The sequence below is a fragment of the Bradyrhizobium sp. USDA 4516 genome, assembly GCF_054055915.1.
This window is the reverse complement of sequence record NZ_JBSRXT010000001.1, coordinates 4709900-4733628: the sequence shown is the minus strand read 5'-3', so window position 1 is coordinate 4733628 and position 23729 is coordinate 4709900. Positions and strand designations below refer to the sequence as shown.

Annotated in this window: 24 protein-coding genes; 15 read left to right on the top strand and 9 right to left on the bottom strand. The window is 64.6% G+C overall.

Features of this window, described 5'->3' with window-relative positions; genetic code table 11:
- Positions 1-43: 43 nt before the first annotated feature.
- Positions 44-415 (top strand): DUF4118 domain-containing protein, encoded by a 372-nt coding sequence (locus ACVI1L_RS21950; RefSeq protein WP_057019306.1) that lies wholly within the window; start codon positions 44-46, stop codon positions 413-415.
- A 70-nt stretch (positions 416-485) separates the two neighbouring features.
- Here ACVI1L_RS21950 and ACVI1L_RS21945 read toward each other — a convergent pair whose 3' ends face one another.
- Entirely contained in the window at positions 486-626 is a 141-nt protein-coding gene (locus ACVI1L_RS21945; RefSeq protein ID WP_168858519.1) for a hypothetical protein, read from the bottom strand.
- Positions 627-797: 171 nt separating this feature from the next.
- On the opposite strand from ACVI1L_RS21945, the gene ACVI1L_RS21940 reads away from it, so the two are divergent.
- Entirely contained in the window at positions 798-1037 is a 240-nt protein-coding gene (locus tag ACVI1L_RS21940; protein WP_456783759.1) for a hypothetical protein, read from the top strand.
- A 425-nt stretch (positions 1038-1462) separates the two neighbouring features.
- Here ACVI1L_RS21940 and ACVI1L_RS21935 read toward each other — a convergent pair whose 3' ends face one another.
- Together ACVI1L_RS21935 and ACVI1L_RS21930 are read right to left on the bottom strand one after the other, a co-directional pair.
- Positions 1463-1999 (bottom strand): hypothetical protein, encoded by a 537-nt coding sequence (locus ACVI1L_RS21935; protein WP_057019303.1) that lies wholly within the window; start codon positions 1997-1999, stop codon positions 1463-1465.
- Positions 2000-2049: 50 nt separating this feature from the next.
- Positions 2050-3597 (bottom strand): acetolactate synthase large subunit, encoded by a 1548-nt coding sequence (locus ACVI1L_RS21930; protein WP_253625695.1) that lies wholly within the window; start codon positions 3595-3597, stop codon positions 2050-2052.
- 388 nt (positions 3598-3985) lie between these two features.
- Between ACVI1L_RS21930 and ACVI1L_RS21925 the strand changes: the two genes are divergently transcribed.
- From ACVI1L_RS21925 to ACVI1L_RS21915, 3 genes are all read left to right on the top strand, one after another.
- Positions 3986-4561 carry a L,D-transpeptidase gene (locus tag ACVI1L_RS21925; RefSeq protein WP_456783758.1) on the top strand — a complete coding sequence of 192 codons (576 nt, stop codon included), beginning with the start codon at positions 3986-3988 and terminating at the stop codon, positions 4559-4561.
- A 107-nt stretch (positions 4562-4668) separates the two neighbouring features.
- Positions 4669-5472: a DUF2927 domain-containing protein gene (locus ACVI1L_RS21920; protein ID WP_456783757.1), complete on the top strand. Its 804-nt coding sequence runs from the start codon at positions 4669-4671 to the stop codon at positions 5470-5472.
- A 664-nt stretch (positions 5473-6136) separates the two neighbouring features.
- Positions 6137-7132 (top strand): LysR family transcriptional regulator, encoded by a 996-nt coding sequence (locus ACVI1L_RS21915; RefSeq protein ID WP_456783756.1) that lies wholly within the window; start codon positions 6137-6139, stop codon positions 7130-7132.
- A 14-nt stretch (positions 7133-7146) separates the two neighbouring features.
- Here the strand turns inward: ACVI1L_RS21915 and ACVI1L_RS21910 are convergent, their stop codons facing one another.
- Entirely contained in the window at positions 7147-7359 is a 213-nt protein-coding gene (locus ACVI1L_RS21910) for a hypothetical protein (RefSeq protein ID WP_456783755.1), read from the bottom strand.
- Between the two features lie 453 nt (positions 7360-7812).
- Here ACVI1L_RS21910 and ACVI1L_RS21905 point away from each other — a divergent pair, with 453 nt between their 5' ends.
- Positions 7813-8949: an ABC transporter substrate-binding protein gene (locus ACVI1L_RS21905; RefSeq protein WP_456785580.1), complete on the top strand. Its 1137-nt coding sequence runs from the start codon at positions 7813-7815 to the stop codon at positions 8947-8949.
- Between the two features lie 25 nt (positions 8950-8974).
- On the opposite strand, the gene ACVI1L_RS21900 is transcribed toward ACVI1L_RS21905, so the two are convergent.
- Positions 8975-10093, bottom strand: coding sequence for a M48 family metallopeptidase (locus tag ACVI1L_RS21900; protein WP_057019297.1), 1119 nt, complete (start codon positions 10091-10093; stop codon positions 8975-8977).
- Between the two features lie 4 nt (positions 10094-10097).
- A complete protein-coding gene (locus tag ACVI1L_RS21895; RefSeq protein ID WP_456785579.1) occupies positions 10098-11249 on the bottom strand; it encodes a DUF898 family protein in 1152 nt (383 codons plus the stop codon).
- Between the two features lie 266 nt (positions 11250-11515).
- Between ACVI1L_RS21895 and ACVI1L_RS21890 the strand changes: the two genes are divergently transcribed.
- The 5 genes from ACVI1L_RS21890 to ACVI1L_RS21870 all read left to right on the top strand — a co-directional run bounded on the left by ACVI1L_RS21890 (position 11516) and on the right by ACVI1L_RS21870 (position 16649).
- Complete coding sequence (locus tag ACVI1L_RS21890; RefSeq protein ID WP_456783754.1) at positions 11516-11668, top strand: hypothetical protein; 153 nt, start codon at positions 11516-11518, stop codon at positions 11666-11668.
- A complete protein-coding gene (locus tag ACVI1L_RS21885) occupies positions 11668-11889 on the top strand; it encodes a hypothetical protein (RefSeq protein ID WP_456783753.1) in 222 nt (73 codons plus the stop codon). The genes ACVI1L_RS21890 and ACVI1L_RS21885 overlap by 1 nt, the downstream gene beginning before the upstream one ends.
- Before the next feature lie 242 nt (positions 11890-12131).
- A complete protein-coding gene (locus ACVI1L_RS21880; RefSeq protein ID WP_168858527.1) occupies positions 12132-13403 on the top strand; it encodes a cytochrome P450 in 1272 nt (423 codons plus the stop codon).
- A gap of 30 nt (positions 13404-13433) precedes the next feature.
- Positions 13434-14708 carry a cytochrome P450 gene (locus tag ACVI1L_RS21875; RefSeq protein WP_456783752.1) on the top strand — a complete coding sequence of 425 codons (1275 nt, stop codon included), beginning with the start codon at positions 13434-13436 and terminating at the stop codon, positions 14706-14708.
- Positions 14709-14933: 225 nt separating this feature from the next.
- Positions 14934-16649, top strand: coding sequence for a methyltransferase domain-containing protein (locus tag ACVI1L_RS21870; RefSeq protein WP_456783751.1), 1716 nt, complete (start codon positions 14934-14936; stop codon positions 16647-16649).
- 238 nt (positions 16650-16887) lie between these two features.
- On the opposite strand, the gene ACVI1L_RS21865 is transcribed toward ACVI1L_RS21870, so the two are convergent.
- Positions 16888-17397, bottom strand: coding sequence for a MarR family winged helix-turn-helix transcriptional regulator (locus ACVI1L_RS21865; protein WP_057019292.1), 510 nt, complete (start codon positions 17395-17397; stop codon positions 16888-16890).
- 105 nt (positions 17398-17502) lie between these two features.
- On the opposite strand from ACVI1L_RS21865, the gene ACVI1L_RS21860 reads away from it, so the two are divergent.
- Positions 17503-18402: an alpha/beta fold hydrolase gene (locus tag ACVI1L_RS21860; protein WP_456783750.1), complete on the top strand. Its 900-nt coding sequence runs from the start codon at positions 17503-17505 to the stop codon at positions 18400-18402.
- Between the two features lie 69 nt (positions 18403-18471).
- The gene (locus ACVI1L_RS21855; RefSeq protein WP_456783749.1) at positions 18472-19275 is read left to right on the top strand and encodes an isocitrate lyase/PEP mutase family protein; all 804 of its coding nucleotides are present in this window, start codon (positions 18472-18474) and stop codon (positions 19273-19275) included.
- Positions 19276-19354: 79 nt separating this feature from the next.
- On the opposite strand, the gene ACVI1L_RS21850 is transcribed toward ACVI1L_RS21855, so the two are convergent.
- Together ACVI1L_RS21850 and ACVI1L_RS21845 are read right to left on the bottom strand one after the other, a co-directional pair.
- Complete coding sequence (locus ACVI1L_RS21850) at positions 19355-20308, bottom strand: ABC transporter substrate-binding protein (RefSeq protein ID WP_057019326.1); 954 nt, start codon at positions 20306-20308, stop codon at positions 19355-19357.
- A gap of 179 nt (positions 20309-20487) precedes the next feature.
- Positions 20488-22206, bottom strand: coding sequence for an adenylate/guanylate cyclase domain-containing protein (locus ACVI1L_RS21845; protein ID WP_057019289.1), 1719 nt, complete (start codon positions 22204-22206; stop codon positions 20488-20490).
- Between the two features lie 368 nt (positions 22207-22574).
- Here ACVI1L_RS21845 and ACVI1L_RS21840 point away from each other — a divergent pair, with 368 nt between their 5' ends.
- Both ACVI1L_RS21840 and ACVI1L_RS21835 read left to right on the top strand, forming a co-directional pair.
- A complete protein-coding gene (locus tag ACVI1L_RS21840; protein WP_456783748.1) occupies positions 22575-23135 on the top strand; it encodes a phosphonopyruvate decarboxylase in 561 nt (186 codons plus the stop codon).
- Positions 23135-23728: a thiamine pyrophosphate-dependent enzyme gene (locus ACVI1L_RS21835; RefSeq protein ID WP_456783747.1), complete on the top strand. Its 594-nt coding sequence runs from the start codon at positions 23135-23137 to the stop codon at positions 23726-23728. The genes ACVI1L_RS21840 and ACVI1L_RS21835 overlap by 1 nt, the downstream gene beginning before the upstream one ends.
- Position 23729: the final 1 nt, after the last annotated feature.

Genomic DNA, 23729 nt, shown 5'->3' with positions numbered 1-23729 from the left:
CTCCTCGGCTACCTTCCCGGAGCTCGCGGGGGCCGGAGTCTGGATGCGCAAGGGCAACGACTACATTTTGAAGCTGCGGCCTTGGTCGTTGTCGACATTCGTCGTCGCCCTGCTTGCGGTGGTGCTGGCCACCGCGACCCAGGAGATGTTCTCGAGCTTCGGCATGCAGTTCTATTTCGCGGGCTTCGTGCCGGCGATCCTGATCGCCGGCCTGATGGGCGGCGCGCCCGCCGGCGCGTTTGCGACCATCATCACGGTACCGATCGTCTGGTGGGCGTTCATGCCGCCCTATTTCGAGTTCGGCTGGCCGACGGCCGGCGACTATGACAGCCTGGCGATGTTCCTGCTGTCGAGCGCGCTCTTGGTCTGTTTCTCGCAGCTCTATCGGGAAGCGCTGGCAATTCTGCGGAAGTAGCGGACGACCCAGGCCGTGGCCCAGCCGCCGGCGATAGCGCACCGGTTGCCTTGTCGTGGATCGTTCGCTCTCAGATCCCGAACATCCAGATCGCGACGATGGTGGCCAGCGTTGCCACGCCGCTGATGGTCCAGCCCGCCGCGTAGAAGGTGTCCTCGGGGGCGGTGTCGAGCACCGTATTGGTGGTTTCCGTCATTGACCGCCAGCGCATGGCGTCTCTCCTCGGAACTCCTGCCCGGCCAGATAACGCGGCGCCCGGTTCCCGGTTCCGCGGCGGCCATGCCGTTCACGCAGAGCTCACGGATTGCTGATCGGTGCCGCGGAACCCTGCGACATTCTGTCCCGTTGAGGCTCGCCGGAAACCAACTTGGGAGAACATCCGATGCGAACACTGATCCTCGCCGCCACCGCCCTTGCCTTCGTCTCGTCCACCGCGCTCGCGCAGGACAAGGCGGGCGGCAGCCCGGCCCCCGCCGCGCAGAGCGGCGACACCGCGACCAAGGGCGAGGCGGCCAAGGCGCCGAAGAAGAAAACGAAGAAGTCCGCCAAGAAATCGAGCGCCAAGACCGGTGCCGCCGCCACCGGCGCTGCCCCGACCGGCAGCGATGCCACCAAGCAATAAACAGAAACAATCGCGCTCGGTGATCCAACTGGCGACCACGGACTTGCCCAGCACGGACTTGTCGAGCACGGAAAAGGCCGCCCGAAGGCGGCCTTTTTACTGTCTCGGTGCGGATGTTGCCTCGGCCCGTCGCGTCGCAATCGAGTGCGCCGACCACCTCGGGCAGTGGAAAGTTGGGGCAGTGGAAGTTGGATCAGTGCAGGCTGGACCAGCGAGCGTTGGACCAGCGAATTCAGGTGCGGGAGGGGGAGCGAAAGAGTTGCGGAGCTGATAATCCGCACCGCCATCGGATCGTTCTGAAAATTGACCACCAGCTCCAGGAATTGCTCCACCTCCCGCACCTTCTGTTGTGCCGCGCGTGCAGGGGCGACGCATGATCCAAACGGGCTATCACTGCAAACGCGAGGAAAGATTCACCGATAGACTTAATGCGGAGCGCCATCGTCGCGCCTGTTCGCGAGCCCGCTCTCGCGTAGCCGCTCGGCAAACCAGAGCGAAGTCGCGCTATCGATGGCTCCGCCGGCATAGACCTCGGTAAAGCTCACCCCGCCTTGTCCGACGATCACCAGCACGCCCATCGCATAGGCAAACCAGACATTCGGATCGGTCAGCGCCTGCAGCTTGCGCTGATCGTGCTCGATCGGCTGGTGATTGCTGTCCTTGCGCAGTTCGATGGCCAGGAGATTGTTCGGGATGTCGCGCTGATGCACGACGATATCGGGATAGATCGACTTGCCGAGATGGTCGTCGGTCGAGCTCCCTGAGCCGCGCGGCAGCCGCAGCGTGCGTTCGCCGAGCCGGTCGTAGTTGCAATCGACCTGCCAGCCGGAAAATTGCCGCTCGACATAGACCGCCAGCCGGTGAGTGAGCGTTCGCTCGCCGAGATCGCGCTCCAGCAGGAACATCTCCTGCGCATAGAATTCCTCCACGGCGGCGATCACCTTGTTCAGCTCGGTCTGCATCGACGCCTCCGACTGGACTGGGCCGCCGCCGCGGCCTTTCAGCTACGCCTCTACATATGCACTTCGATCAGCCGCGGTCCCGGCTCCGCGACGGCTTCCGCGAGCGCCTTGTTGAACTCGTCGGCCGTCGTCACCGCCCTGCCCGGCACCCCCATGCCCCTGGCGAGCGCGACGAAGTCGAGCGTCGGCCGGTCGATCTTCAGCATGTCCTGAGCCCGCTTGCCCGGCTCGCCGGCGCCGACGCCGTCGAACTCGCCGCGCAGGATCTGATAGATGCGGTTGGCGAACACAATGGTCACGACGTTGAGCCCTTCGCGCGCCTGGGTCCACAGCGACTGGATCGTGTACATCGCGCTGCCGTCGCCGACCATGCAGATCACCTTGCGGTCCGGACAGGCGACCGCCGCGCCGGTTGCCACCGGCGTCGAGAAGCCGATCGAGCCGCCCATGTTCTGCAGCCAGTCATGCGGCGCGGCCGCCGCCGTCGGCGGGAAGAAGCCGCGGCCCGTGGTGACGGATTCATCGACCATGATGGCGTGCTCGGGGATCGCGCACGCAATCGCCTGCGCGATCGTGGCGTGGTCGAGCGCACCGGTCGGCTTGACCAGTTCCTGCAATTGCTGCGGCTTGACGTCCTGCGCGGTCGCATGCAGCGCGCCCGCGAGCGCCTCGAGCGCCGCGACCGAATTCTCGCCCCAGGCGGTCATGCGATGCACCTCGCAGCCTTCCGCCTTCAGCATGCTCGGCTTGTTCGGATAGGCGAAGAACGCCACGGGATCGTTGGCCTCGACCAGCACGATGTGACGGAATTTCTTCAGGATCGGCAACGCCTGCTCGATCACATAGGGAATGCGGTTGATCGAGAAACGGCCGCGGCCGCGCGCCATGCGCGGGTGATAGGTCTGGCCCATCACCGTGCAGCCGGTCTTGCCGGCGATGCGCTCGGCGAGCGCCAGCCCGTGCTCGGTCAGCGCGCTGCCGGTGACGAGCAGCAGCGTATGCGCGGCATCGCCATGCAGGATCTTCGCCGCGGTGTCGACCGCCTGCGGCGAATAGCTCGGACGCTGCGTGTCCACGGGCACCTCGGCGATGCCGTCGGCTTCGTTCCAGGCGGTGTCGGCCGGCAGGATCAGGGTCGCGATCTGCGGCGGCGCGCTCCTGGCGGCGGCGATCGCAGCCGCGCCGTCGGCGGCGACCGACTTGGCATCCGGCGAGGTGCGCACCCAGGACGACATCGGCCGCGCCAGGCCCTCAATGTCCGACGTCAGCGGCGCATTGTAGCCGATGTGGTAGGTGGCATGCTGACCGACGATGTTGACGATCCCGGAATGCGCCTTCTTGGCGTTGTGCAGATTGGCAAGGCCGTTGGCGAGGCCGGGCCCGAGATGCAGCAGCGTCGAGGCCGGCGTTCCCTTCATGCGGAAATAACCGTCGGCCGCACCGGTCACCACGCCTTCGAACAGACCGAGCACGCAGCGCATGCCCGGGACCTTGTCCAGCGCCGCGACGAAATGCATCTCCGAGGTGCCGGGATTGGTAAAGCAGACATCCACGCCGCCTGCGACCAATGTCCGCACCAGACTTTCCGCACCATTCATGCTCTCGCTCCCGTTTCGAGATGTTCTTGAGGTCGCTCAGAGCATGATCCGATCCGATTGAATCGGATCATGCTCGTATCCTTTTGTTTGGTCGCATTTTCTTCACGCGAACCGGTGCCCACTTCGCTCGAAAACGCTCCAGCTTTTGTTTGGTCGCGTTTTCTTGACGCGAACCGGTACCCACTTCGCTCGAAAACGCTCCAGATCAACCATTCTTCAGCCGCTTCGTCAAAGGCTTGGCCGGACAATGCAGGTATCGCTTCCGATCTGTTGCCTTTTTAAACCGTGTTGTTCGAAAATGCCTGAGGTCACGGCTTCGTCGCTTGCGAAACGCCGGCAGTTGTGGCCTCTCTGACTGCATATTTGATTGTTCGCGAGGACGACGACCATGCGCCCGATTGCCTTGATGTTTGCCGCGCTCACGATCCTGGCAGGTGCCGGCCAGGCCCACGCCCAGTTCTTCGACTCCCGCGGCTATCAGTCCGAAGGCCCGAGCTTCTTCGGCGGCGGCGGCGCAAGCCCGATCCCGCGCACCACCGTCAACTACCCGACCAACTACGCCCCCGGCACCATCGTGGTGAACACCGCCGAGCGCCGGCTCTATCTGGTGCTGGCGAACGGCCAGGCGCTGCGCTACGGCATCGGCGTCGGCCGCGACGGCTTCCGCTGGAGCGGCGTCCACCGCATCTCCGCAAAGAAGGAATGGCCGTCGTGGACGCCGCCGTCGCAGATGCTGCGCCGCCGCCCCGATCTGCCGCGCCACATGAACGGCGGCATCGAGAATCCGCTCGGCGCGCGCGCGATGTATCTCGGCTCGACGCTCTACCGCATCCACGGCTCGAACGAGCCGGAGACGATCGGCCAGGCCGTCTCGTCGGGCTGCTTCCGCATGACCAACGACGACGTCACCGATCTCTATGGTCGGGTCTCGGTCGGCACCACCGTGGTGGTGAAGAACAACTGATCGCGTCGATTTCAACGGAACCAGGCGCCGCCATTCGGCAAGATCGCTGATCCCGCCGCCTTGATCCCTCCTTGCGCTGCCGCAAACCTTGCGGCAGCGTTGTCACAATGCCCCAGCACCGTCCTTCGATCCTCGTCCTTCTCGCCGCAACGCTCGCCTCTTGCCTCGCAGATGCCGCGGTGCCCGCGGCCGCCACCGAGGTACCGGCGGCGATCGCCGCGCGCCAGCGCAACGAGAAGAAGGTCTTCACCGACGCCGAGATCGTCGAGGGCTTTCTGAAAACCGCGTTCGGCGCCGAATATCATCTCGCCGGGCGGGTCGACCGGATCCGCAAGTACGACAGTCCGGTGCGCGTGTTCGCCGACGGCAGCCGCGCCGACCGCAAGACCCAGCTCGCCAGGGTCGTCGCCGACATCCGCAGCAAGGTGCAGCATCTCGACATCGCGATGACCGAGAACAACGAAGCGGCCAATGTCGTGGTCAAGCTGGTGCGCGACCGCGAGCTGTACCGCACGATCGCGACCTTCTACGGCCAGGAGCGCGCCAGGGAGATCCGCTCCTCGCTCGACCCGCAATGCCTGTCCGGCTTCCGCAAGAACGAGAACTACGAGATCGAGCATTCCGACGTGATCCTCACCGTCGACAACGGCGATTTCGTCTTCCTCGACTGCGCCTATGAGGAGCTGTTGCAGTCGCTCGGCCCGATCAACGACACCGCCACCGTGCCCTGGACCATGTTCAACGACAACGTCTCGATGGGCTATTTCGACGTCTACGACCAATATCTGCTCAACCTGCTCTACGACCCCCGCATCAAGCCCGGCATGACCGTGCAGGAGGTCAAGGCCGTGCTGCCCGCCGTCCTCGCCGACGTCCGCGCCTGGGTGGCGAACGTGAACCATCTGGAGTGAGGGTGGCGGCCTCCGTCGATCGGCGCACACGCTCGCGGCATTCACAGCCGTCGTCCCGGCGAAGGCCGGGACCCATACGCCGCAGCGGGTGTTGTGGATGGGACTCGTCGTTCCGACATCGCGCAACAATGAACTTCGGTGGTAATGGGTCCCGGCCTTCGCCGGGACGACGATGAAGCCGGAGAGCAGTCGGGTCCCGTCATGAGGCGCACTGGGCGCATCTCGAAGGATACACGGCCACAGTCGGGCCGTCGTGCTTCGAGACGGCCGCTGCGCGGCCTCCTCGGCATGACGGTGATGGAATGGGCGTACGGTCTCCCCAATCGTCGTCCTGGCGAAAGCCATAACCACCGCACTTGATGATGAACGAGATCGCGGCCACAGCATCGCGCAACAATTGACATTTGGGGTAATGGGTCCTGGCTTTCGCCAGGACGACGAGGATGGTTCTCGCGCGACGTAACGTAGCGTCATTGCGTAGTCCTCGCCCGGCTTTGACCGGGCGATCCAGTATTCCAGAGACAGTCATTGTTGAACCGCGCGCACCGAAGGCACGATCGCGTGGCGGTCGCCCTGACTTCTCGCATTGGTTGTATTATAATCGCATGACAATGCACGACGCAGGTCGGATGCGCGCCAAAAAAGTGTGCTATAAGCACGTGCGATGATCGAGCTTCCCCGTACCCAGGCCTTGCGTTGCTTCATCACGGTTGCCCGTGAGGGCACGGTATCGCGCGCAGCGGCGATGCTGAAGCTGACCCAGCCCGCGGTCAGCCTGCAGCTGAAGGCACTCGAGGAAAGCACCGGGCTGCAGCTGTTCAACCGCACACCTGCCGGATTCACCCTGACCGAGGCCGGCGCCGCGCTGCTGCCGCTGGCGCACCGGGCGGTGGCGGCCGCCTCCGACTTCAAGGCGATGGCGGACTCGCTGAACGAGGCACAGCGCGGCACGCTGCGCGTCGGCACCATCCTCGACCCCGAATTCACCCGGCTCGGGCCGTTCGTGCGCAGCCTTGCGATGTCCTCGCAGCGCACCGAAGTCTTCCTGCGCCATGGCGTGAGCGACGACGTGCTGGCGCAGATCGGCCGCGGCGAACTCGACGTCGGCTACTATGTCGACGCCACGCCTCAGGACCAGCTCGTCCATCACAGCTTCACCGAACGGACCATCATCGACGGCCGCTACCAGCTCGCCCCGCTGCTTTGCTACGACTACCGGGTGATCGCACCGATCGCCTGGCGCGACCGGGTGATGGGCAAGGGCTGGGCCGAGCTCGCCGAGCTGCCCTGGCTCGCGACACCGCCGCACTCCGGCCACCGGCGGCTGCTCGACGACATCTTCCGACCGCTCGGCGCATTGCCGAAGCGGATCGGCTACACCGACCAGGAAGAGGCGATGATCGACTTCGTCGAATCCGGCCTCTGCCTCAGCCTCGCACGCGACAACGTGCTGGCGCCGCGGATGGCGCGGCCGCATCAGTTCGTGGTCGCCGACAAGGTGAAGCTGACCTGCGATCTCTCCTTCGCCAGCCTCGCCGCCCGCCGCCAGGAGCCGGTGATCGCCCACGCCTTCGCAAGCGTGCGCGCGGTATGGAATATCAAGCCGACGATCGCCGGCGCCGGACCGACGCGGACACGGAAGGTCGCGAAGAACGTGTGACGCAGACGCTCGGCTTAGGCCGCGGCGACCAGCGGCCTCGTCATCTCAGCCATTGTCGGCACCAGCGCTGGCGCTTCACACTCCTGCAGAGCGAGCTCGTTGACCAGCTCGCGCAGCCTTGGCGGCAGATCGGCGTAATCGCCGCGCAGGGCATGGCGCAGCCGTTCGCCAATCTCTTCGCAGATGGCGCGCGCGTGCTCGGACGCAATCGGATGAGGCTCAATCATGGACGTGGACCGCCGGCGATGACCGCGCGCCGTCCAACTGCACTTCCGCAACCACGGATCCCGCATGTGCACATGCGATCAAGACGAGGATCCGAACAATACTGGACATGTTCGTACTCCCTTTTCTGATCCTTCAATAACAGCGAGACGTTGCCGCCCGATTAGGGAAACTGGTTCCCGCGGCCTTTAAGGGAGTGGTAAACGCGAAGTTTCAGGACCGAACCGAAGCTGGGTCAGAGATTTGGCCGGGCGCCGTCGACCCAACCGATCGCGGACAATTTGAGGCCTCGGGCCGCAGAGCGCGCGAACCTTGCCCGAGCGCAGTCCGGTGTCCCCAATCAGGGGGACAGACGGATCGGGCGGAATCAATATGATGCGCGACCGGACGGCGGTCGGCTATCATCGGCCGCAGATAAAAAGAACCTGCTGGGAGGAGTTGCAATGAAGCTGGCCATGGCCGGACTGTTGACATTTGCGAGCGCGATCCTGATTGCGCCGGGCGAGCGTGCCGACATCAAGGTCGGCGTCGTGGTGTCCGGATCCGGACCGGGCTCGGCGCTCGGCCAGCCGCAGATGCGCACCATCGCCGCGCTGCCGAAGGAGATCGGCGGCGAGAAGGTCACCTATATCGCGCTCGACGACGAGTCCGATCCGACCAAGGGCACGCAGAATGCGCGGCGCCTCGTGATCCAGGACGGCGTCGATATCCTGATCGGCTCCTCGCTCACCCCGGTGACCATGCCGATGCTCGACGTCGCCGTGGAGAGCAAGACGCCGATCATCTCGCTCGCGGCGGCGACCGCGATCGTGCAGCCGATGGACGACCGCCGCCGCTGGGCGTTCAAGGTGGTGCCCAATGACGACCTGATGGCGGCGGCGATCCTGAAATACATCGCCAAGTCCGGCATCAAGACGCTCGGCTATATCGGCGTCTCCGACGGCTATGGCGAAGGCTACTACAAGGAGGTGTCGCGGCTCGCCCCGCAGCTCGGCCTCACCGTGACGACGCATGAGGTCTATGCGCGGGCCGACACCAGCGCGATGGGCCAGGCGCTCAAGGTGATCGCGACCAATCCGGAAGCGGTGTTCATCGCCTCCGCCGGCACGCCCGCCGTACTGCCGCAGGAGGCGCTGCGCAGCCGCGGCTATGCCGGCAAGATCTTCCAGACCCATGGCGTGGCCTCGGAGGAGTTCATCAAGCTCGGCGGCGCCAATGTCGAGGGCGCGATCTTCACCGGCGAAGCCTTCACCATCGCCGACGATCTGCCGGCGAACGATCCGTTCCGCCAGGTGCGTGACGAGTTCGTGTCGTCCTACGAGAAGGCCAACGGGCAGAAGCCGAACATCTTCGGCGCGCATCTGTGGGACGCCGTCACGCTGTTCAAGCGGGCGGCGGCGAATGCGCTGAAGACCGCGAAGCCCGGCACGGCGGAATTCCGCGCCGCGCTGCGCGACGAGCTCGAGCGCGGCAAGGACGTCTACCTGAACAACGGCCTCTCGACCATGAGCCCGACCGATCACAACGGCTATGACGAGCGTTCGGCGTTCCTGATCAAGGTCGAAGGCGGCAAGTTCAGGCTGGTGAAGTAGCGAGGGAGCGTCGGCGGCTGCGCCGTCACACCTTGCCGGCGCCGCTGCAGATGCCCTTCAGCGCCTGCCATTCGGCCGATGACAGCAGCGGCGGACCGTCGGGCCGGCTGGCGGCATCGGCCTTGTCCATGCGCGCGAGGCGGTCCTCGGTCAAGGGATGGCTGGAGACGAGCGAGAGCCCCTTGCCGCCCTCCTTGCCGGTGACGCGGAACATCAGTTCGCCCATCGGCTTGGCCGGACGGCCGAGCTTGTGCATGGTCTCGATCGCGAAGCTGTCGGCGTTGGTCTCGGCGTCGCGCGAATAGGACGACGTCACCAGCGAGCGCGAGGCGAAGATCAGCGCGCCGGAGCCGGTGACGTCACCGAACAACAGCCCGATCAGGAACGAGGTGCCGCCGTTGTGGATCAATTCGCGCATGCTGTCGCGGTGCCGGAGATGGCCGAGCTCATGCGCCAGCACGCCGGCGATCTCGTCGGGGTTCTCGGCTTTTTCCAAGAGTCCGTCGAACAGATAGACCTTGCCGCCGGGCAGCGCGAAGGCGTTCGGCACCGACGTCGCCAGCACGCCCGACTGCACCGACGTATCGAAGCCTGCGGACTGCCGCAACTTGCCGACCAGCTTCGCGAACGCCGCCTGGCCGGCCGGATTGCTGCACGGCTTGCCGTCGAACAGCACCTTGACCTGCGCCTCCGCGACATCGCCGATGCGACGCTCGAACGAGTCGGGCACCAGCGGCGTCAACCGCTCGGCGGCGAGCGGCACGCCGAACAGCACCACCAGCACGATCGACACCGCGGCCGCGAGCGACCAGCCGACGATCGCGGCGACGCCCCTGCGGTTCGGCAAATCCGCCTCGAGCGTGTCGCAGCGCGCGACCAGCGCGGCGATCAGCCCGGCGTCGCGGATGTCGAGCCGCGCCAGAGGCGGTGCGGTCAGGCAGCTCAGCCGCAACAGGCCGGACGGGCTGTCGGCGCGGCGGATGTCGTGAAACACCCAGCGCGCGAGCAGTGCGCCGTCTTCGCGGATCTCCAGTGCGTCGGACAGTCTGAGTGCGACGATGCGCCGCCGGTTCGACAGGCCGTCGAAGAAAACGCCGCCGGGAGCCGGCGCCGCGGAATTGGTCTGACCGGAATCGGATTCCATGGAGCTAGAAGCCCCCGACGTCGAGGCCATCGGCAAAGCCTTCGCCGAGCGCGTTGGCGAGCTCGCCGCGCGCGGTGACGTTGGCGGCCGCCTGGATGTTGTGCACGATGGTCGAGGACAGCACCCGAACCCAGAGATCGCGCATCAGATAGACGCGCAACACCACGTTCAGCGCCAGCGCAAAGGCGAGGTAGCCGATGCCGAGCAGCACGATCAGCGGAATGCTCTTGGCGAACGCCTCGGTCCTGAAGAAGTCCGAGATCGAGGAGCCGTCCATGCTGGCGACCAGCAAGGTGCAGAGCGCGAGATAGGCCGCGAACACCACGCCGAGCAGCACGACCCAGCCGATCACCTTCCAGTACAGGCCGATCAGCGCGCCGCGGCGGAGGGTGGATTCCAGCCTCACTTCGCCGAAGCGGATTCCCGACAGCCACCAGCGCCACTCGACCGCCTTGAACGCGGCATAGGCGAACGGGGCGAAGATCGTGCTGTAGAGCGCGAACGGCATCAGGACCCAGAGCCACCAGCCCCGCGCGAAGAACTCCCAGCCGCGGCCGTCGAACGAGCCTTGAAGGTCGCCGTAATAGGAGTGCCGCATCTTGTAGCGTTCGAGCGCGGCCTCGCGCCACGGCAGCGCGAGACCGAGCGTGATCACGACCAGCACGCCCCAGAGCGAGGCCTTGAGCGCATAGACCCAGCCCGAGCCGCTCATCCAGAAGCGGACGCCGCGCCACACCGTGCGGGTCAGGCGGTAACGCCGCGCGCGATAGATCGCGAACTGGCCGAACAAATAGAAGAAGGCGACCAGCGGCAGCGAGGCGAACGCCTTGAGATGCTCCGCCTCGATGCCGATCAGGAAATAGCCGAGATAGATCGGCACCAGGATCGCGAGCGCGACCAGGAAGCCGATCAGGAGCTCCTTGCCGCGGCCGGTATATTCCGGCGCGTCGCCATCGATCTGGCTGTTCGACCACAGATGACGGCGGATGTCGGTGGTGAGCCAGAACCGGTAGAAGCCGACCGTGACCAGTTCGAGCCCGGCGCCGCGCGCGACCAGGCGAAAGAACTCCTTCCGGTTCCCTGAAAACGCCACCGGCATCGGCGGCGGGGCCGGTTGCGGAGGCGGCTGCGGCGGCCCCAGCGGGGTCCAGCTCATGTCGTTCACGGGATGGCTCCTGGCGGGACAATCTCTGGGTATCAAAAGCACAGATTTGTCGTCGCGAGTGTGATCCAGGTTTCACACAAGGTCGAGATCGCCGGCCGATTTTTGGCGGGATGCGGTTGGCCATGCCTTAACGGCAATGCCGGAAAGCGCGCAGTCCTCGATCGACCGCCGGCGTCGAACCCCCGGGCGGCAATGACATACTTAACGATCAGGCGATGGAGGCGAAGCCGCCGCCGCAAAGCGAGGAAACCGCAGCGATGAACAGATGGATCCTGTCAGCATGCCTTCTGGCGCTCACGGCAGCTCCGGCCGCTGCCGTCGACGTGCGGCTCGATTCCTATCGCAATCCAAAGAGTGAGAATTTGCGCATCTTCAATCACATGTACCTCGACGGCGTCAGGGCGGCCTGATGGCGTCCAATGCCTGGCTGAAACGGCATGGCGGCCAATTGTTGTTCTGCATGCCCGACGACCTCGCACTGAGCAGCGAGCAGACCGAAGAGATCATGCTCAAGTCCGCCGACAAGCGGTCGGCGAAAGGTGAGATGGTGATCGCTCTCCTGCTGCTGTGGGGGATGCAGGACACCTACCCCTGCGAAAAGCCCGCCGGCGAGAAGACCGGCAGTCAATAAACGGCGCCCGCACCGTTCGCAGGCCGCCGCCCGACCAGATCAAACGCCGTTTCAAACGGGCGTGGTCGCGGCCGCGGCCCCTTCCCCACCGGAAAGGCCCGGATTCGGCCGCTTTGGCCTGACATCAATGCGGCCAAATGCGCGTCGAGAGCCCTTGCGCAAACCGTGGAATGAGAATGTAATTCGGTAAAACATGCCGCGCCGGCCATGCCCCGGCAGCTCAAACGGTTGAGGAGCCGCTCATGCACGGGACCATCGATCTCGTCGACAACACGAATCTGGACGCCGCACGCGAACGCGCCAATTCGCTTGCGCTTTCGGACTACGATCCCGGCAATCCCGAACTGTTCAAGACCGATACCTTCTGGCCGTATTTCGACCGGCTGCGCCGCGAGGATCCGGTGCATTACTGCAAGGACTCGATGTTCGGTCCGTACTGGTCGATCACCCGCTACAACGACATCATGGATATCGAGACCAACCACTCGGTGTTCTCCTCGGCCGCCTCGCTCGGCGGCATCACCATCCGCGACGTACCGCCGGATCTGCGCCGCGAAAGCTTCATCGCGATGGACCAGCCGCGCCATTCGGCGCAGCGCAAGACCGTGGCGCCGATGTTCACGCCGACGCACCTCGACGAGCTCGCCACCAACATCCGCAAGCGCTCGACCGAGTGCCTCGACAATCTGCCGCGCGGCGAGGTGTTCGACTGGGTCGACAAGGTCTCGATCGAGCTGACGACCCAGATGCTCGCGGTGCTGTTCGACTTCCCCTGGGAAGACCGCCGCAAGCTGACGCGCTGGTCCGACGTCGCGACCACCCTGCCCGGCGCCGGCGGCCTCGTCGCCACCGAAGACGAGCGGCAGGCCGAGCTGATGGAATGCGCGAGCTATTTCGCAAGGCTGTGGAAGGAGCGCTCGAACCAGCCGCCGAAGAGCGATCTGCTCTCGATGATGGCGCACAGCGATGCCACGCGGAACATGGACCCGAAGAACTTCCTCGGCAATCTGATCCTGCTGATCGTCGGCGGCAACGACACCACGCGCAACACGCTGTCCGGCAGCATCTATGCGCTGAGCAAGCATCCGGAGCAGTACCGCAAGCTGCGGGAGAACCCGGCGCTGATCGACAGCTTCGTGCCCGAGGTGATCCGCTGGCAGACGCCGCTCGCCCATATGCGGCGCACCGCGCTCGCCGACTACGAGTTCCGCGGACGCCAGATCAAGAAGGGCGACAAGGTGGTGATGTGGTACGTCTCGGGCAACCGCGACGAGGAAGCGATCGAGAAGCCCTACGAGTTCCTGATCGACCGCGCCCGGCCGCGCACCCATATCTCGTTCGGCTTCGGCATCCACCGCTGCGTCGGCCTGCGGCTCGCCGAGCTGCAGCTCAAGATCATCTGGGAGGAGATCCTCAAGCGCTTCGACACCATCGAGGTGGTGGAGGAGCCGCAGCGGGTGTATTCCAGCTTCATCAAGGGCTACGAGACGCTGCCAGTGCGCATCGCCGCCTGACGCGTCGCGAGCCAACCGGGATCAAGGAACATGAACGTCCAGACCGCCATCCGTGCCGACCGGGCCGAGTTGCTGCGCCAGGCCCGCGAGGAAGCGTATTCGACACCGCTCAGGGATTTTCATCCCGGCGCGCCAAAGCTGTTCCAGAACGACACGCTGTGGCCGTGGTTCGAGCGGCTGCGCAAGGAAGAGCCGGTGCACTACTGCACCAATGCGCCGATCGAACCGTATTGGTCGGTGGTGAAGTACAACGACATCATGCATGTCGACACCACCCACGGCATCTTCTCCTCGGACTCCACGCTCGGCGGCATCTCGATCCGCGATGTGCCGCCCGGCTACGACTATCCGAGCTTCATCGCGATGGACCAGCCGAGGCACGCCCATCAGCGCAAGACCGTGTCGCCGATGTTCACACCCACGCATCTCGACGAGCTGGCAAAGCTGATCCGGCAGCGCTCGGCCAGCGTGCTCGACAATCTGCCGCGCAACGAGACCTTCAACTTCGTCGAGCGCGTCTCGATCGAATTGACCACCCAGATGCTGGCGACGCTGTTCGACTCCCCCTGGGAGGAGCGGCGCAAGCTGACGCGCTGGTCCGACGTCTCCACCGCGCTGCCGAAGAGCGGCATCGTCAACTCGCCGGAGCAGCGGCGGCAGGAGATGGACGAGTGCTACGCCTATTTCTCGAAGCTCTGGAACGAGCGCGTCAATGCCCCGCCGCGCAACGACCTTTTGTCGATGATGGCGCATAGCGACGCCACGCGGCACATGGACCCCGACAATCTGATGGGCAACATCATCCTGCTGATCGTCGGCGGCAACGACACCACACGCAACACCATGAGCGGCTCGGTGCTGGCGCTGCACGAGCATCCCGACCAGTTCAGGAAGCTGAAGGAGAATCCCGCACTGATCGACACCATGGTGCCGGAGGTGATCCGCTGGCAGACGCCGCTGGCGCATATGCGGCGCACCGCGCTTGTCGACACCGAGATCGGCGGCAAGACGATCAGGAAGGGCAACCGCGTCGTGATGTGGTATGTCTCCGGCAACCGCGACGACGAGGTGATCGATCGTCCGAACGAGTTCATCATCGACCGCCCGCGGCCGCGCATCCACCTGTCGTTCGGCTTCGGCATCCACCGCTGCGTCGGCATGCGGCTCGCCGAGCTGCAGCTTCGGATCGTCTGGGAAGAGATGCTGAAGCGCTTCGACCGCATCGAGGTGGTCGGTGAGCCGAAGCGGGTCTATTCCAGCTTCGTCCGCGGCATCGAGAACCTGCCGGTGCGGATCCCGGGCTGAAGCCAGATTGTCCTTGGCCACAAAGACGATCGGCCCTATGTCTTCCCGGGCGTGGTAGTTGATGCACCGCGTCTTGCAGCTCGGGCCAGTTGACGGAACATGAACCGAAAAGAGCGGCGTGCGGCCGGGAAGCAACGGGACGCGTCCAGCAAAAACGCACCTGCCTTCGGTTCCACGGGTGTCAGCATTGGCGGCCTCGCCGCTGAGGCCAGCCGCTTCTACGGGATGCGACGCTTCAACGAAGCGCAGGAGATCTGCCGGCAGCTTCTCGCGCGCGATCCTGGCCATGTGCAGAGCCTGAATCTTCTCGGCCTGATGGCGCAGGCTGCCGGCGATCACCGGGCTGCAGCAAAGATGTTCACCAAGGCGATTGCCTCGGACGAGGTCAATGCCGCCTGCCATTACAACGCCGGCAATTCCTACCAGGCGCTGGGCAATCGCAGCAAGGCGGCCGCGCATTTCAGCAAGGCGCTGGCGCTCGGCATGGACGCGAAGGCGGTCGGCTTCATCCTGCAGAGCCCGACCGTCACCAGCTATGTCGGGCGGATTGCAAGCAAGTGGCCGCTACCGGTCACAAGCGTCGAATTGTTCGGCAGCGAGGGCGTCGCCCCGCTCGCGAACGACCTGTTCCTGCGCTGCGCGATGGAAACGACGACGCTGGCGAGCATGCAGCTTGAGGTGCTGTTCGGATATGCGCGGGCCGAGCTGTTGCGGCTCGCGAGCAAGCCGGATCAGGATGACGTCGACGACGATATCGTAGCCTTTGCCTGCGCGCTCGCGCGGCAGTGCTTCATCAACGAATATGTCTATGCGCAGACCGGGGCGGAAAGCGAAGGCGCGGGCGCGCTGCGCGACCGGTTGCTGCAGGACCTGGCATCAGGCGCTGCGATCATGCCGCTCACGCTGGCCGTTATCGCCGCCTATGTCCCGCTTCATGCCCTGCCTGATGCAGACGCGCTGCTGCGCCGGGATTGGCCCGCGACTGTCGCCGGCCTGTTGGGGTTGCAGCTTCGCGAACCCCGCGAGGAGATCGAAGAGCGCGGCGCCATTGCGACGCTGACCCCAATCAGGAACGACATATCCGTCGAGGTGATGCGCCAATACGAGGAAAATCCCTATCCGCGCTGGACCGTCAACCCGCTGACGGCCTTCGCAGCGGACCGGGCGCAGGGACGGACCGTCGCAACCGCGGACCAGCGAGCCGAACGGGATATCCTGATCGCCGGCTGCGGCACCGGCTCGCACGCGATCCAGATCGCGCAGGTCTATCCCAACGCCCGCCTGCTCGCGGTCGACATCAGCAGGACCAGCCTTGCCTATGCGCGCCGCAAGACGCGGGAGCTCGGCTTGCGCAACATCGAGTATGCGCAGGCGGACATCCTGGAGTTGGCCTCGATCGATCGCAGCTTCGACAGCATCGAGTCGGTCGGCGTGCTGCATCATCTTGCCGAGCCCTTGGCCGGCTGGCGCGTGCTGGTCTCGCTGCTGCGGCCGGGCGGCACGATGCGCATCGGGCTCTACAGCGATCTGGCGCGCCGCGTCATCGTCGAGGCCCGCGATCGCATCGCGGCGCGCAATTATCGCGCCACCGCCGGCGACATCAGACGTTGCCGGCAGGACATCTTCCGCGAAGCCGACAAATGGAAGCCGCTGATCGGCGCCAAGGATTTCTACAGCATGAGCGGCTGCCGCGATCTACTGTTCAACGTCATGGAACACCGCCTGACGATTCCGGCGATCGCGGCATTCCTGAACGAGCATGGCCTGTCGTTCGAGGGGTTCGAGCCGTTTGACGATCCGGCGGTCCTCGACCGATTCCGCAAGCAGTTTCAGGGCACGGCCGACGAGACCAATCTCGATCAGTGGCACCGCTTCGAGGTCGATCATCCCGAGACTTTCTGGGACATGTACGTGTTCATGGCGGGCAAGAACGCGCGCTGACGGCAAGCTGCTGGAGCGTGAGGAGATGAGATCGAATAGCGGCCGCGATGGCACCGCGCTCCCTCTCCCCGTTCTTACGGGGAGAGCGTTGGGGTGAGGGGCACCTCCGCATAAGCGGTGATAGCTGTGTTTGCGGAAACTCCCCCTCACCCGGAACGCATCTAGCGATGCGTTCCGACCTCTCCCCGCACGCGGGGCGAGGTGAGCGGAGTTGGCCGCTCGATTCAAAGTAACCTCTCTAGCGCGCGTGCTGACCCTTGCTGGTCGGCAACGGGCAATTGGTGCAGACCCGGTCGTCGCACATCCGGCAGATCGTGAAGCGATCCATCTCGGATGTGTCCTGCCTTGCCAGCAGCTCGCGGATCAGCGTTGCGAGCTGCTTCCGCTCAGCGACCGACAGCACGTCGAGCAGCGACGTCACGGCTGAAATCCGCGACGCCAGCAGTTCATTCCGGGACGCAGCGCCCGATGCCGTCAGGTGCAAGGCGACCTCGCGGCCGTCCTTGCCCGCCCGGCGTTCGACAAGCCGATCCGAAACCAGCCGATCGACCAGGCGGACCGTTCCGGAGTGCGACAGGCCAAGGATCCGCCTCAGCTTGTCGTTGGTCATGCCCTGACCATAGCCGATGACGATGAGCGCCGCGGGCGTTTCGCCGCCACGGCCGACGACCTCGCGCGCGCCTTGCTCGATCCGATCCATGACAGCGAGCGACAGCGCGCCCAGCAGATTAGCGATTCCGTTTTCCATGCCGGGAACAATATGTGCGCTGCGCACAAAAAACAACTTGACCAGATATGTGCGCTACGCACATATTTGCCCGGGAGCGCAACGACGACACAAATGGAGAGCAGGATGACGACCCGAAGCACCGCACTGGCAACGCGTGACGCTGCCGGCAGCGAACCCGCCCTGAAATACGTGCAGGCCAACGGCGTGCGATTTGCCTATCTCGAACAGGGCAGCGGACCGCTCGTCATGTTCATGCACGGCTTTCCCGACAATGCCTGGTCGTACCGAAAGCAGCTGCAGGTGTTCGCGGATTCCGGCTATCGTGCGGTCGCGCCGTTCCTGCGCGGCTATGCGCCGACGGAGATTCCGGCCGACGGCATTTTCGATCCGATCGCGCTGGGCCAGGATCTCGAAGCGTTGATCGCGGCGCTGAGCGAAGACGGACGGGCCTACGTCGTCGGCATGGATTGGGGCGGTACGTCAACCTTCCAGGCGCTGGCCACGGCGCCGTCGGCGATCAAGGCCGCGGTGGTCATGAACACCGCGCACCCGATCACAATCCCAAGCCTCCGGAGCGACCCCGATGCCGTTCGATCGGTTTTCCATGTCTATTTCTTCACGGTGCCTGGCGCTCACTCGGCGGTCAACATCGAGGGACTTCCCTTCGTCGACTACCTTTGGAAGCTGTGGTCGCCAACCCTGCAGAACGACGAGCATCTCCGCTCGGTCAAGGAGACGCTCAGCTCTCCCGGCACCATGAAGGCGGCGCTGAAATACTACAATGGCCTGGTCGATGCGGGAGTTGCGGGCCGGCTACCGATCAACGACATGCATACACCGACGCTGACAATCTATGGCGGCAACGATCCGACGGCGCGGTATTCGATCAAGGAAGAGCCGCTCTTCAAGGGACCACATCGGCGCATCGTCCTGCCCGACGTCGGCCACTTCCCGCACCTCGAGCGTGAGGCCGAGGTCACAGGTCTGATCATGGACTGGTTCACAACGCACGCCGCCGACTGAACGGACGCCACCACCTGCAGCCGCGTCAGCCACACCATCCTTCGAATTCTCTGACCAGGAGTGCGCGCAATGGACGCCACGACACAGCAGCACTACGCCGAAGCGTTTCACCGACTTCACAAGCAGGGCGATCCGCTCGTCCTGTTCAACGCCTGGGACGTCGCCACCGCCAAGGCGATCGCGAAGGCCTCGCCGGCGGTGGCGACCAGCAGCGGCGCGGTCGCATCCGCACTCGGCTACGCCGACGGCGAAAATGCCCCGCTCGACATCGTGGAAGGCCTGGTCTCGCGGATGACCGCGTCGGTGCCGGTTCCGGTGTCGATCGATCTGGAGGCGGGTTATGGCGACACGCCGGATGCCGCCGCGCATTCGGCGGCAAGCATCCTGAAGGCCGGCGCGATCGGCATCAATATCGAGGACGGGCTTGTTGGCGGAAAGCGGCAGCTCGCCACTCCGGAGCAGCATGCCGCGAAGATCAGGGCGGTGCGGGACGCCGCGCAGAGACTCGGCGTTCACCTCTTCATCAATGCGCGAACCGATCCGTTTCTGCTGAAGTTCGGCTCGCCCGAGCAATGTCTGGATGAGGCGGCGCGACGTGCGAAGGTCTATGCCGATGCCGGCGCTGATGGAATTTTTGTACCGGGGCTCACCGACCTCATACTGATCGAGAGGTTCGTTCAACTGACGCCGCTGCCCGTCAACATCATGGTGACGCAAGGCGTGCCCGAAATCGGCGAACTCGCCCGCGCCGGTGTTCGCAGGGTGAGCCTTGGGCCGTGGCCGATGATGGCGGCAATGCGTGTCATCGGACAGGCGGCCGCCGCGGTCGCCACGAGCAAGCAATACGGCGCGTTTCTACAGCCCGGCAGTTGAGCACGTGAGCGCACGCGATGTCACGGTCCGGCCGGACCGTTCAGCCCGTGCCGGCCGGACTACCAGGTTCATGAACGAGTCACTCGATCACTTCGTCTGCGCCGCTGACGACTGAAGCAGAGAACTCGTGGCCAAGCAGTTTGGCGGTCTTCAGGTTGATGACGAACTCGACCTTGGTGACCAGCTGAACCGGAAGATCGGCAGGCTTCTCACCCTTCAGAACCCGGCCGGCATAGACGCCCGCGCGTCGATGCGACTGCACGAAATCTCCGCCATAGCTCATCAAGCCTCCGGCTGTCGGGAAATCCCGGGTCTGCGTGATTGCGGGAACGCGATACTTCAGTGCGAGATCGGCCAATCGCCGGCTGCGAAATGCAAAATAGGGATCGGAGGTGAAAACAAGCGCGTTTGTCGAATCTCTCTCTACGGAAGCAAATACGGCTTCGAACTCCTCTTCCTTGCTTGCCCTCGATATCTGCAGATGGACCCCCAAAGTTTCGGCAGCGGCCTGAAGCTTCTGCAGTTGCGAGCTGGCCGTTGGACTTGTCGGGTTGGTCACGACCCCCAACGTTTTCGCCGCCGGCAGAAGTTCGTGCATCAACTCGAGCCGCTTCGGCGACACGTCGACGCTCAGGCTCGAGATTCCCGTGATGTTGCCTCCCGGCCGCGACAGGCTGTCCACCACACCCAGCTGAACGGGGTCGCCGCCCATCTCGAAAACGATCGTCTTGGTGACGCCGGCAGCTTTGGCGGCAAGCGCGACGGGGGCGCCGCCGGGCGCAACCACCACATCGACGTCGCGCGCGATCAATTCGCCGGCCAGTGCAGGTAACCGGGCATATTGCCCATTGGCCCATCGATATTCGATCGCAACGTCGCGGCCCTCGACAAAGCCGGCTTCACGAAGTCCCTGGTGGAAAGCCTTCAGCCGGCTGCCAAACAACTCCGGCGATTCCGGACAAAGATAGCCGATCACAGGCATCGACGGCTTCTGCGCCCGCGAGGATGTGGTCCAGGCCGCGGCGGCAGCCATCAACAACAGGACCTCGCGCCGGCTGCCGCGTCCGTGGGATGTTGCTGCACGAGAATGAGCGCAACTCATGCTCTATCGACCCGCTGGCGTTCGCCGTCGGCGGAAGTATATCCCACGATCCGAAACCAGTCGCCAATGGACTGCACCGAACCGCTCCGGCCGGCATCGGCCAACACACATCAAAAAGATATTCCGAACACCGGAATGGCGTCATCGAAGCCCTTGATTTGGCGACTCCCGATATCCTCCAGGGAGCGCTTGCCTCTGACGCTTGCGGCGGTCCCTGCGTCCATCAGGATTTCCCGATCTGCGGCAGATGCGCACAGGCGGGCGGCGAGATTCACGACACTGCCGATCGCCGTGTAATCGAGCCGGTCTTCGTAGCCGATCCGCCCAACCGTCGCCGATCCACTTGCAAGCCCTATTCCAAAGCCAACCTGGTAGCCCCGCGACCGCCAGCCGCCGATCAAGCCCTGCACGCGCTTCTGCATTTCGGTCGCGAGGTCGACGGCTCTCAGCGCCGGCTCCTCGACCGGCACGGGTGCGTTCACCAGCACCATCAGCCCGTCTCCCGAGAAGCTGATGAGCGTTGCTTCGAACCGCGCAATGACCCTGCCCAGAACCTCATAATATTCGGACAGCACGCTCATGACCTCCTCGGGAGCGACGCCTGCGGAAAACGCGGTGAATCCGCGCAAGTCACAGAACACAACGACGACATCGGTGCGGCGGCCATCAAGCACGCTGTCATCGCCGGCACGATCGACGAGATCGGCGACTTGAGGCGCGAGAAACCGCTTGAGCTTCGCGATCCGCTCCTGGTGCTGCTGCGCCAGCGCGAGCTCGCCCGCCATCCTGTTGAAGCTGCTTGCCAGACGCTGAAATTCGTCCCCGGTCTGGATCGAAATGCGGTGCTCGAACGATCCGGCGCCGATCCGCTCCGTCCCCTCCTCGAGCAGCCTGATCGGCTCGGTCATCCGGTGCGCGAATGCATAAGCGAGCAGCCCTGCAAATACGGTGCTGCCTGCGAGAAGCACTGTGGTCCGTCGCAACGCGGCATAGATCGGGGCGTAAGCCTCGGAGAGCGGCTGCGCCACCACGACGGTCCAATCGGGACCCGCCACCGGAGCCGCGCGGGCGGCAACCGGACGTCCCTGTCCGTCGCGGCCCGTTGCAAAGCCCGCTCCCGGGCCGATCGCGTCGCGTATGGTGCGAAACGGCTGAGAGGTTGTTTCTTCCAGCCCGCGGAGGACGAGGCTGATGTCGGGGTGGGCAATGAGACGGCCCGGCCGGTCCAGCACGAAGGCGAGGCCCGTCTCTCCCACCTTGATCGCCGATACGACATCCCAGATCAGCTTGAGATTGACTTCGGCGATGACAGCGCCGACCGCGGATCGGTTACCCACGAGCGCAATGGTCAAATACGGCTCTGAGCCTCTGTTGTAGCTGACATCGCTGAACCAAACCTGGCGTGCGTGGGCGCCGACCAGCGCAGGTTCAGCCGATCGGTCGATACGACTTTCAATTCGATTGAGGCCGACCCGTGAGACGTAGAGACGCTCCAACCCATTGTTGTCGATGAGTGTCAGGCTGACGACGGCCGGCGCTTGACGAAACAGACGCAACGCATCGGTTCGGCGTCCCTCATCGACCTCGTCGGTCCAGGGAAGCTGGACCAGCCAGCCGAGCTGGCTTGCAATGTCGGAGATGAAGTTATGAATTTCAGCGGCCGCGGAAGCCGCCTGAACACCGAGCAACTGGTCCAGCCTTGCGCGCTGATCGCGGTAACCGAACCAGGCTTCGATCGACCCGTTGATCACGAGCGGAAGCGCGACGGCCAGGAACAGCGCGAGAAAATACTTTGGGAAGAGGCCGCGAAACCGATCTCGGACAATCATGCCCTGATCCCTGAAAATGCGACGGATATATCGATATGCGAAATAAAGCCTTGAAAATGAAGCCCGGCGCTGCCGCCAACCGGCATCTTCTAGCATAGAGCATCGTCTTAGGCCGTAATGGGGCTGTTGCTCGACCCGACCAAAAGACGCAGCCGGCTCCGGCCGCCATTTCGCTTGCGTCGGCCCTGCAAAACCTTGGGCCCTATAAAATTCCGGCATAGCTGGGCGAGCCAGATGCGAAGAGAATAAACCCCTGACCTGGCTTAGAGCCAGCGGTGTGAGGACGCGCCCATGCGCGTCCCTTGTATTGACGCGTTTTTCTTCGCGAACCGGTACCCGGTTCGTTCGAAAACGCCACCGCCGAGGCCATGATGGACCAGATTGCCGTTCACCAGGACAGAGCGACCAGCCGGGACTGGCCGGTTGCGATCTACCGCACGCTGAAGAGCTTTGGCGTGGCACAGGTGTCCTACGTTCCCGATGCGGGACATTCCAAGCTGATCAAGCTGTCGCACGCCGATGCCGACATCAAGACCACGGTGCTGACGACAGAGGAAGAGGGCGTGGCGCTTTCGGCCGGCGCCTGGCTCGGCGGCGATCGCGCGGTGCTGTTGATGCAATCGAGCGGCGTCGGCAATTGCGTCAACATGCTGTCGCTGATGGCGAGCTGCCGTTTCCCGCTGCTCACCTTGGTGACGATGCGCGGCGAATGGGCCGAATTCAATCCCTGGCAGATCCCGATGGGCCGGGCGACGCCGCAGGCGTTCGAGATCATGGGCACCACCGTGCTGCGGCTGGAGAACCCCGATGATGCCGAGGAGGTGATCTCGGCCGCCGCCTCGCTCGCCTATGACGGCGACCAGCAGGTCGCGGTGCTGATCTCGCAGCGGATGATCGGCCGGAAGAAGTGGACCAGGGAGACGCACTGATGTCGGCATCAACAGGCACTCTCGATCGCCGCGCCGCCGTGAAGGCGCTGCTTGCCGACCGCAGCGAGCTGCTCGTGATCTCCGGGCTCGGCTCCTCCTCCTACGACGTGTTCGACGCCGGCGAGCATCCCGGCAATTTCTATCTGTGGGGCGCGATGGGCGGCGCGGCGATGGTCGGGCTCGGCCTCGCGCTGGCGCAGCCAAAGCGCCCGGTGCTCGTGATCACCGGCGACGGCGAGCAGCTGATGGGGATCGGCAGCCTGCTGACGATCGCGACCAAGCAGCCCGGCAATCTCTCGATCGCGGTGCTCGACAACGGCCATTTCGGCGAGACCGGCATGCAGCCGAGTCACTCGGGCCTCGGCGCCAGGCTCGAGGTGATCGCTGATGGCGCGGGCATCGGCAATGTCTGTGAGATCGCCGAAATGGCCGGCATCGAGAAATTCCGCACCAGCCTGCGCGATCTCGGCGGCGGCCCGCGGCTGGCGCGCATCCGCATCGCCGCCGGCGAGGTCGAGCGCGCGCTGCCGCCGCGCGACGGCACCTACCTGAAGAACCGCTTCCGCGGCCATCTCGGCTTCAAGGTGAGCTGAT

Coding starts and splice junctions, on each gene's coding strand:
- ACVI1L_RS21950 (WP_057019306.1), top strand. CDS start 44: ATGCGCAAGGGCAACGACTACATTTTGAAGCTGCGGCCTTGGTCGTTG.
- ACVI1L_RS21945 (WP_168858519.1), bottom strand. CDS start 626: ATGCGCTGGCGGTCAATGACGGAAACCACCAATACGGTGCTCGACACC.
- ACVI1L_RS21940 (WP_456783759.1), top strand. CDS start 798: ATGCGAACACTGATCCTCGCCGCCACCGCCCTTGCCTTCGTCTCGTCC.
- ACVI1L_RS21935 (WP_057019303.1), bottom strand. CDS start 1,999: ATGCAGACCGAGCTGAACAAGGTGATCGCCGCCGTGGAGGAATTCTAT.
- ACVI1L_RS21930 (WP_253625695.1), bottom strand. CDS start 3,597: ATGAATGGTGCGGAAAGTCTGGTGCGGACATTGGTCGCAGGCGGCGTG.
- ACVI1L_RS21925 (WP_456783758.1), top strand. CDS start 3,986: ATGCGCCCGATTGCCTTGATGTTTGCCGCGCTCACGATCCTGGCAGGT.
- ACVI1L_RS21920 (WP_456783757.1), top strand. CDS start 4,669: ATGCCCCAGCACCGTCCTTCGATCCTCGTCCTTCTCGCCGCAACGCTC.
- ACVI1L_RS21915 (WP_456783756.1), top strand. CDS start 6,137: ATGATCGAGCTTCCCCGTACCCAGGCCTTGCGTTGCTTCATCACGGTT.
- ACVI1L_RS21910 (WP_456783755.1), bottom strand. CDS start 7,359: ATGATTGAGCCTCATCCGATTGCGTCCGAGCACGCGCGCGCCATCTGC.
- ACVI1L_RS21905 (WP_456785580.1), top strand. CDS start 7,813: ATGGCCGGACTGTTGACATTTGCGAGCGCGATCCTGATTGCGCCGGGC.
- ACVI1L_RS21900 (WP_057019297.1), bottom strand. CDS start 10,093: ATGGAATCCGATTCCGGTCAGACCAATTCCGCGGCGCCGGCTCCCGGC.
- ACVI1L_RS21895 (WP_456785579.1), bottom strand. CDS start 11,249: ATGAGCTGGACCCCGCTGGGGCCGCCGCAGCCGCCTCCGCAACCGGCC.
- ACVI1L_RS21890 (WP_456783754.1), top strand. CDS start 11,516: ATGAACAGATGGATCCTGTCAGCATGCCTTCTGGCGCTCACGGCAGCT.
- ACVI1L_RS21885 (WP_456783753.1), top strand. CDS start 11,668: ATGGCGTCCAATGCCTGGCTGAAACGGCATGGCGGCCAATTGTTGTTC.
- ACVI1L_RS21880 (WP_168858527.1), top strand. CDS start 12,132: ATGCACGGGACCATCGATCTCGTCGACAACACGAATCTGGACGCCGCA.
- ACVI1L_RS21875 (WP_456783752.1), top strand. CDS start 13,434: ATGAACGTCCAGACCGCCATCCGTGCCGACCGGGCCGAGTTGCTGCGC.
- ACVI1L_RS21870 (WP_456783751.1), top strand. CDS start 14,934: ATGCGACGCTTCAACGAAGCGCAGGAGATCTGCCGGCAGCTTCTCGCG.
- ACVI1L_RS21865 (WP_057019292.1), bottom strand. CDS start 17,397: ATGGAAAACGGAATCGCTAATCTGCTGGGCGCGCTGTCGCTCGCTGTC.
- ACVI1L_RS21860 (WP_456783750.1), top strand. CDS start 17,503: ATGACGACCCGAAGCACCGCACTGGCAACGCGTGACGCTGCCGGCAGC.
- ACVI1L_RS21855 (WP_456783749.1), top strand. CDS start 18,472: ATGGACGCCACGACACAGCAGCACTACGCCGAAGCGTTTCACCGACTT.
- ACVI1L_RS21850 (WP_057019326.1), bottom strand. CDS start 20,308: ATGGCTGCCGCCGCGGCCTGGACCACATCCTCGCGGGCGCAGAAGCCG.
- ACVI1L_RS21845 (WP_057019289.1), bottom strand. CDS start 22,206: ATGATTGTCCGAGATCGGTTTCGCGGCCTCTTCCCAAAGTATTTTCTC.
- ACVI1L_RS21840 (WP_456783748.1), top strand. CDS start 22,575: ATGATGGACCAGATTGCCGTTCACCAGGACAGAGCGACCAGCCGGGAC.
- ACVI1L_RS21835 (WP_456783747.1), top strand. CDS start 23,135: ATGTCGGCATCAACAGGCACTCTCGATCGCCGCGCCGCCGTGAAGGCG.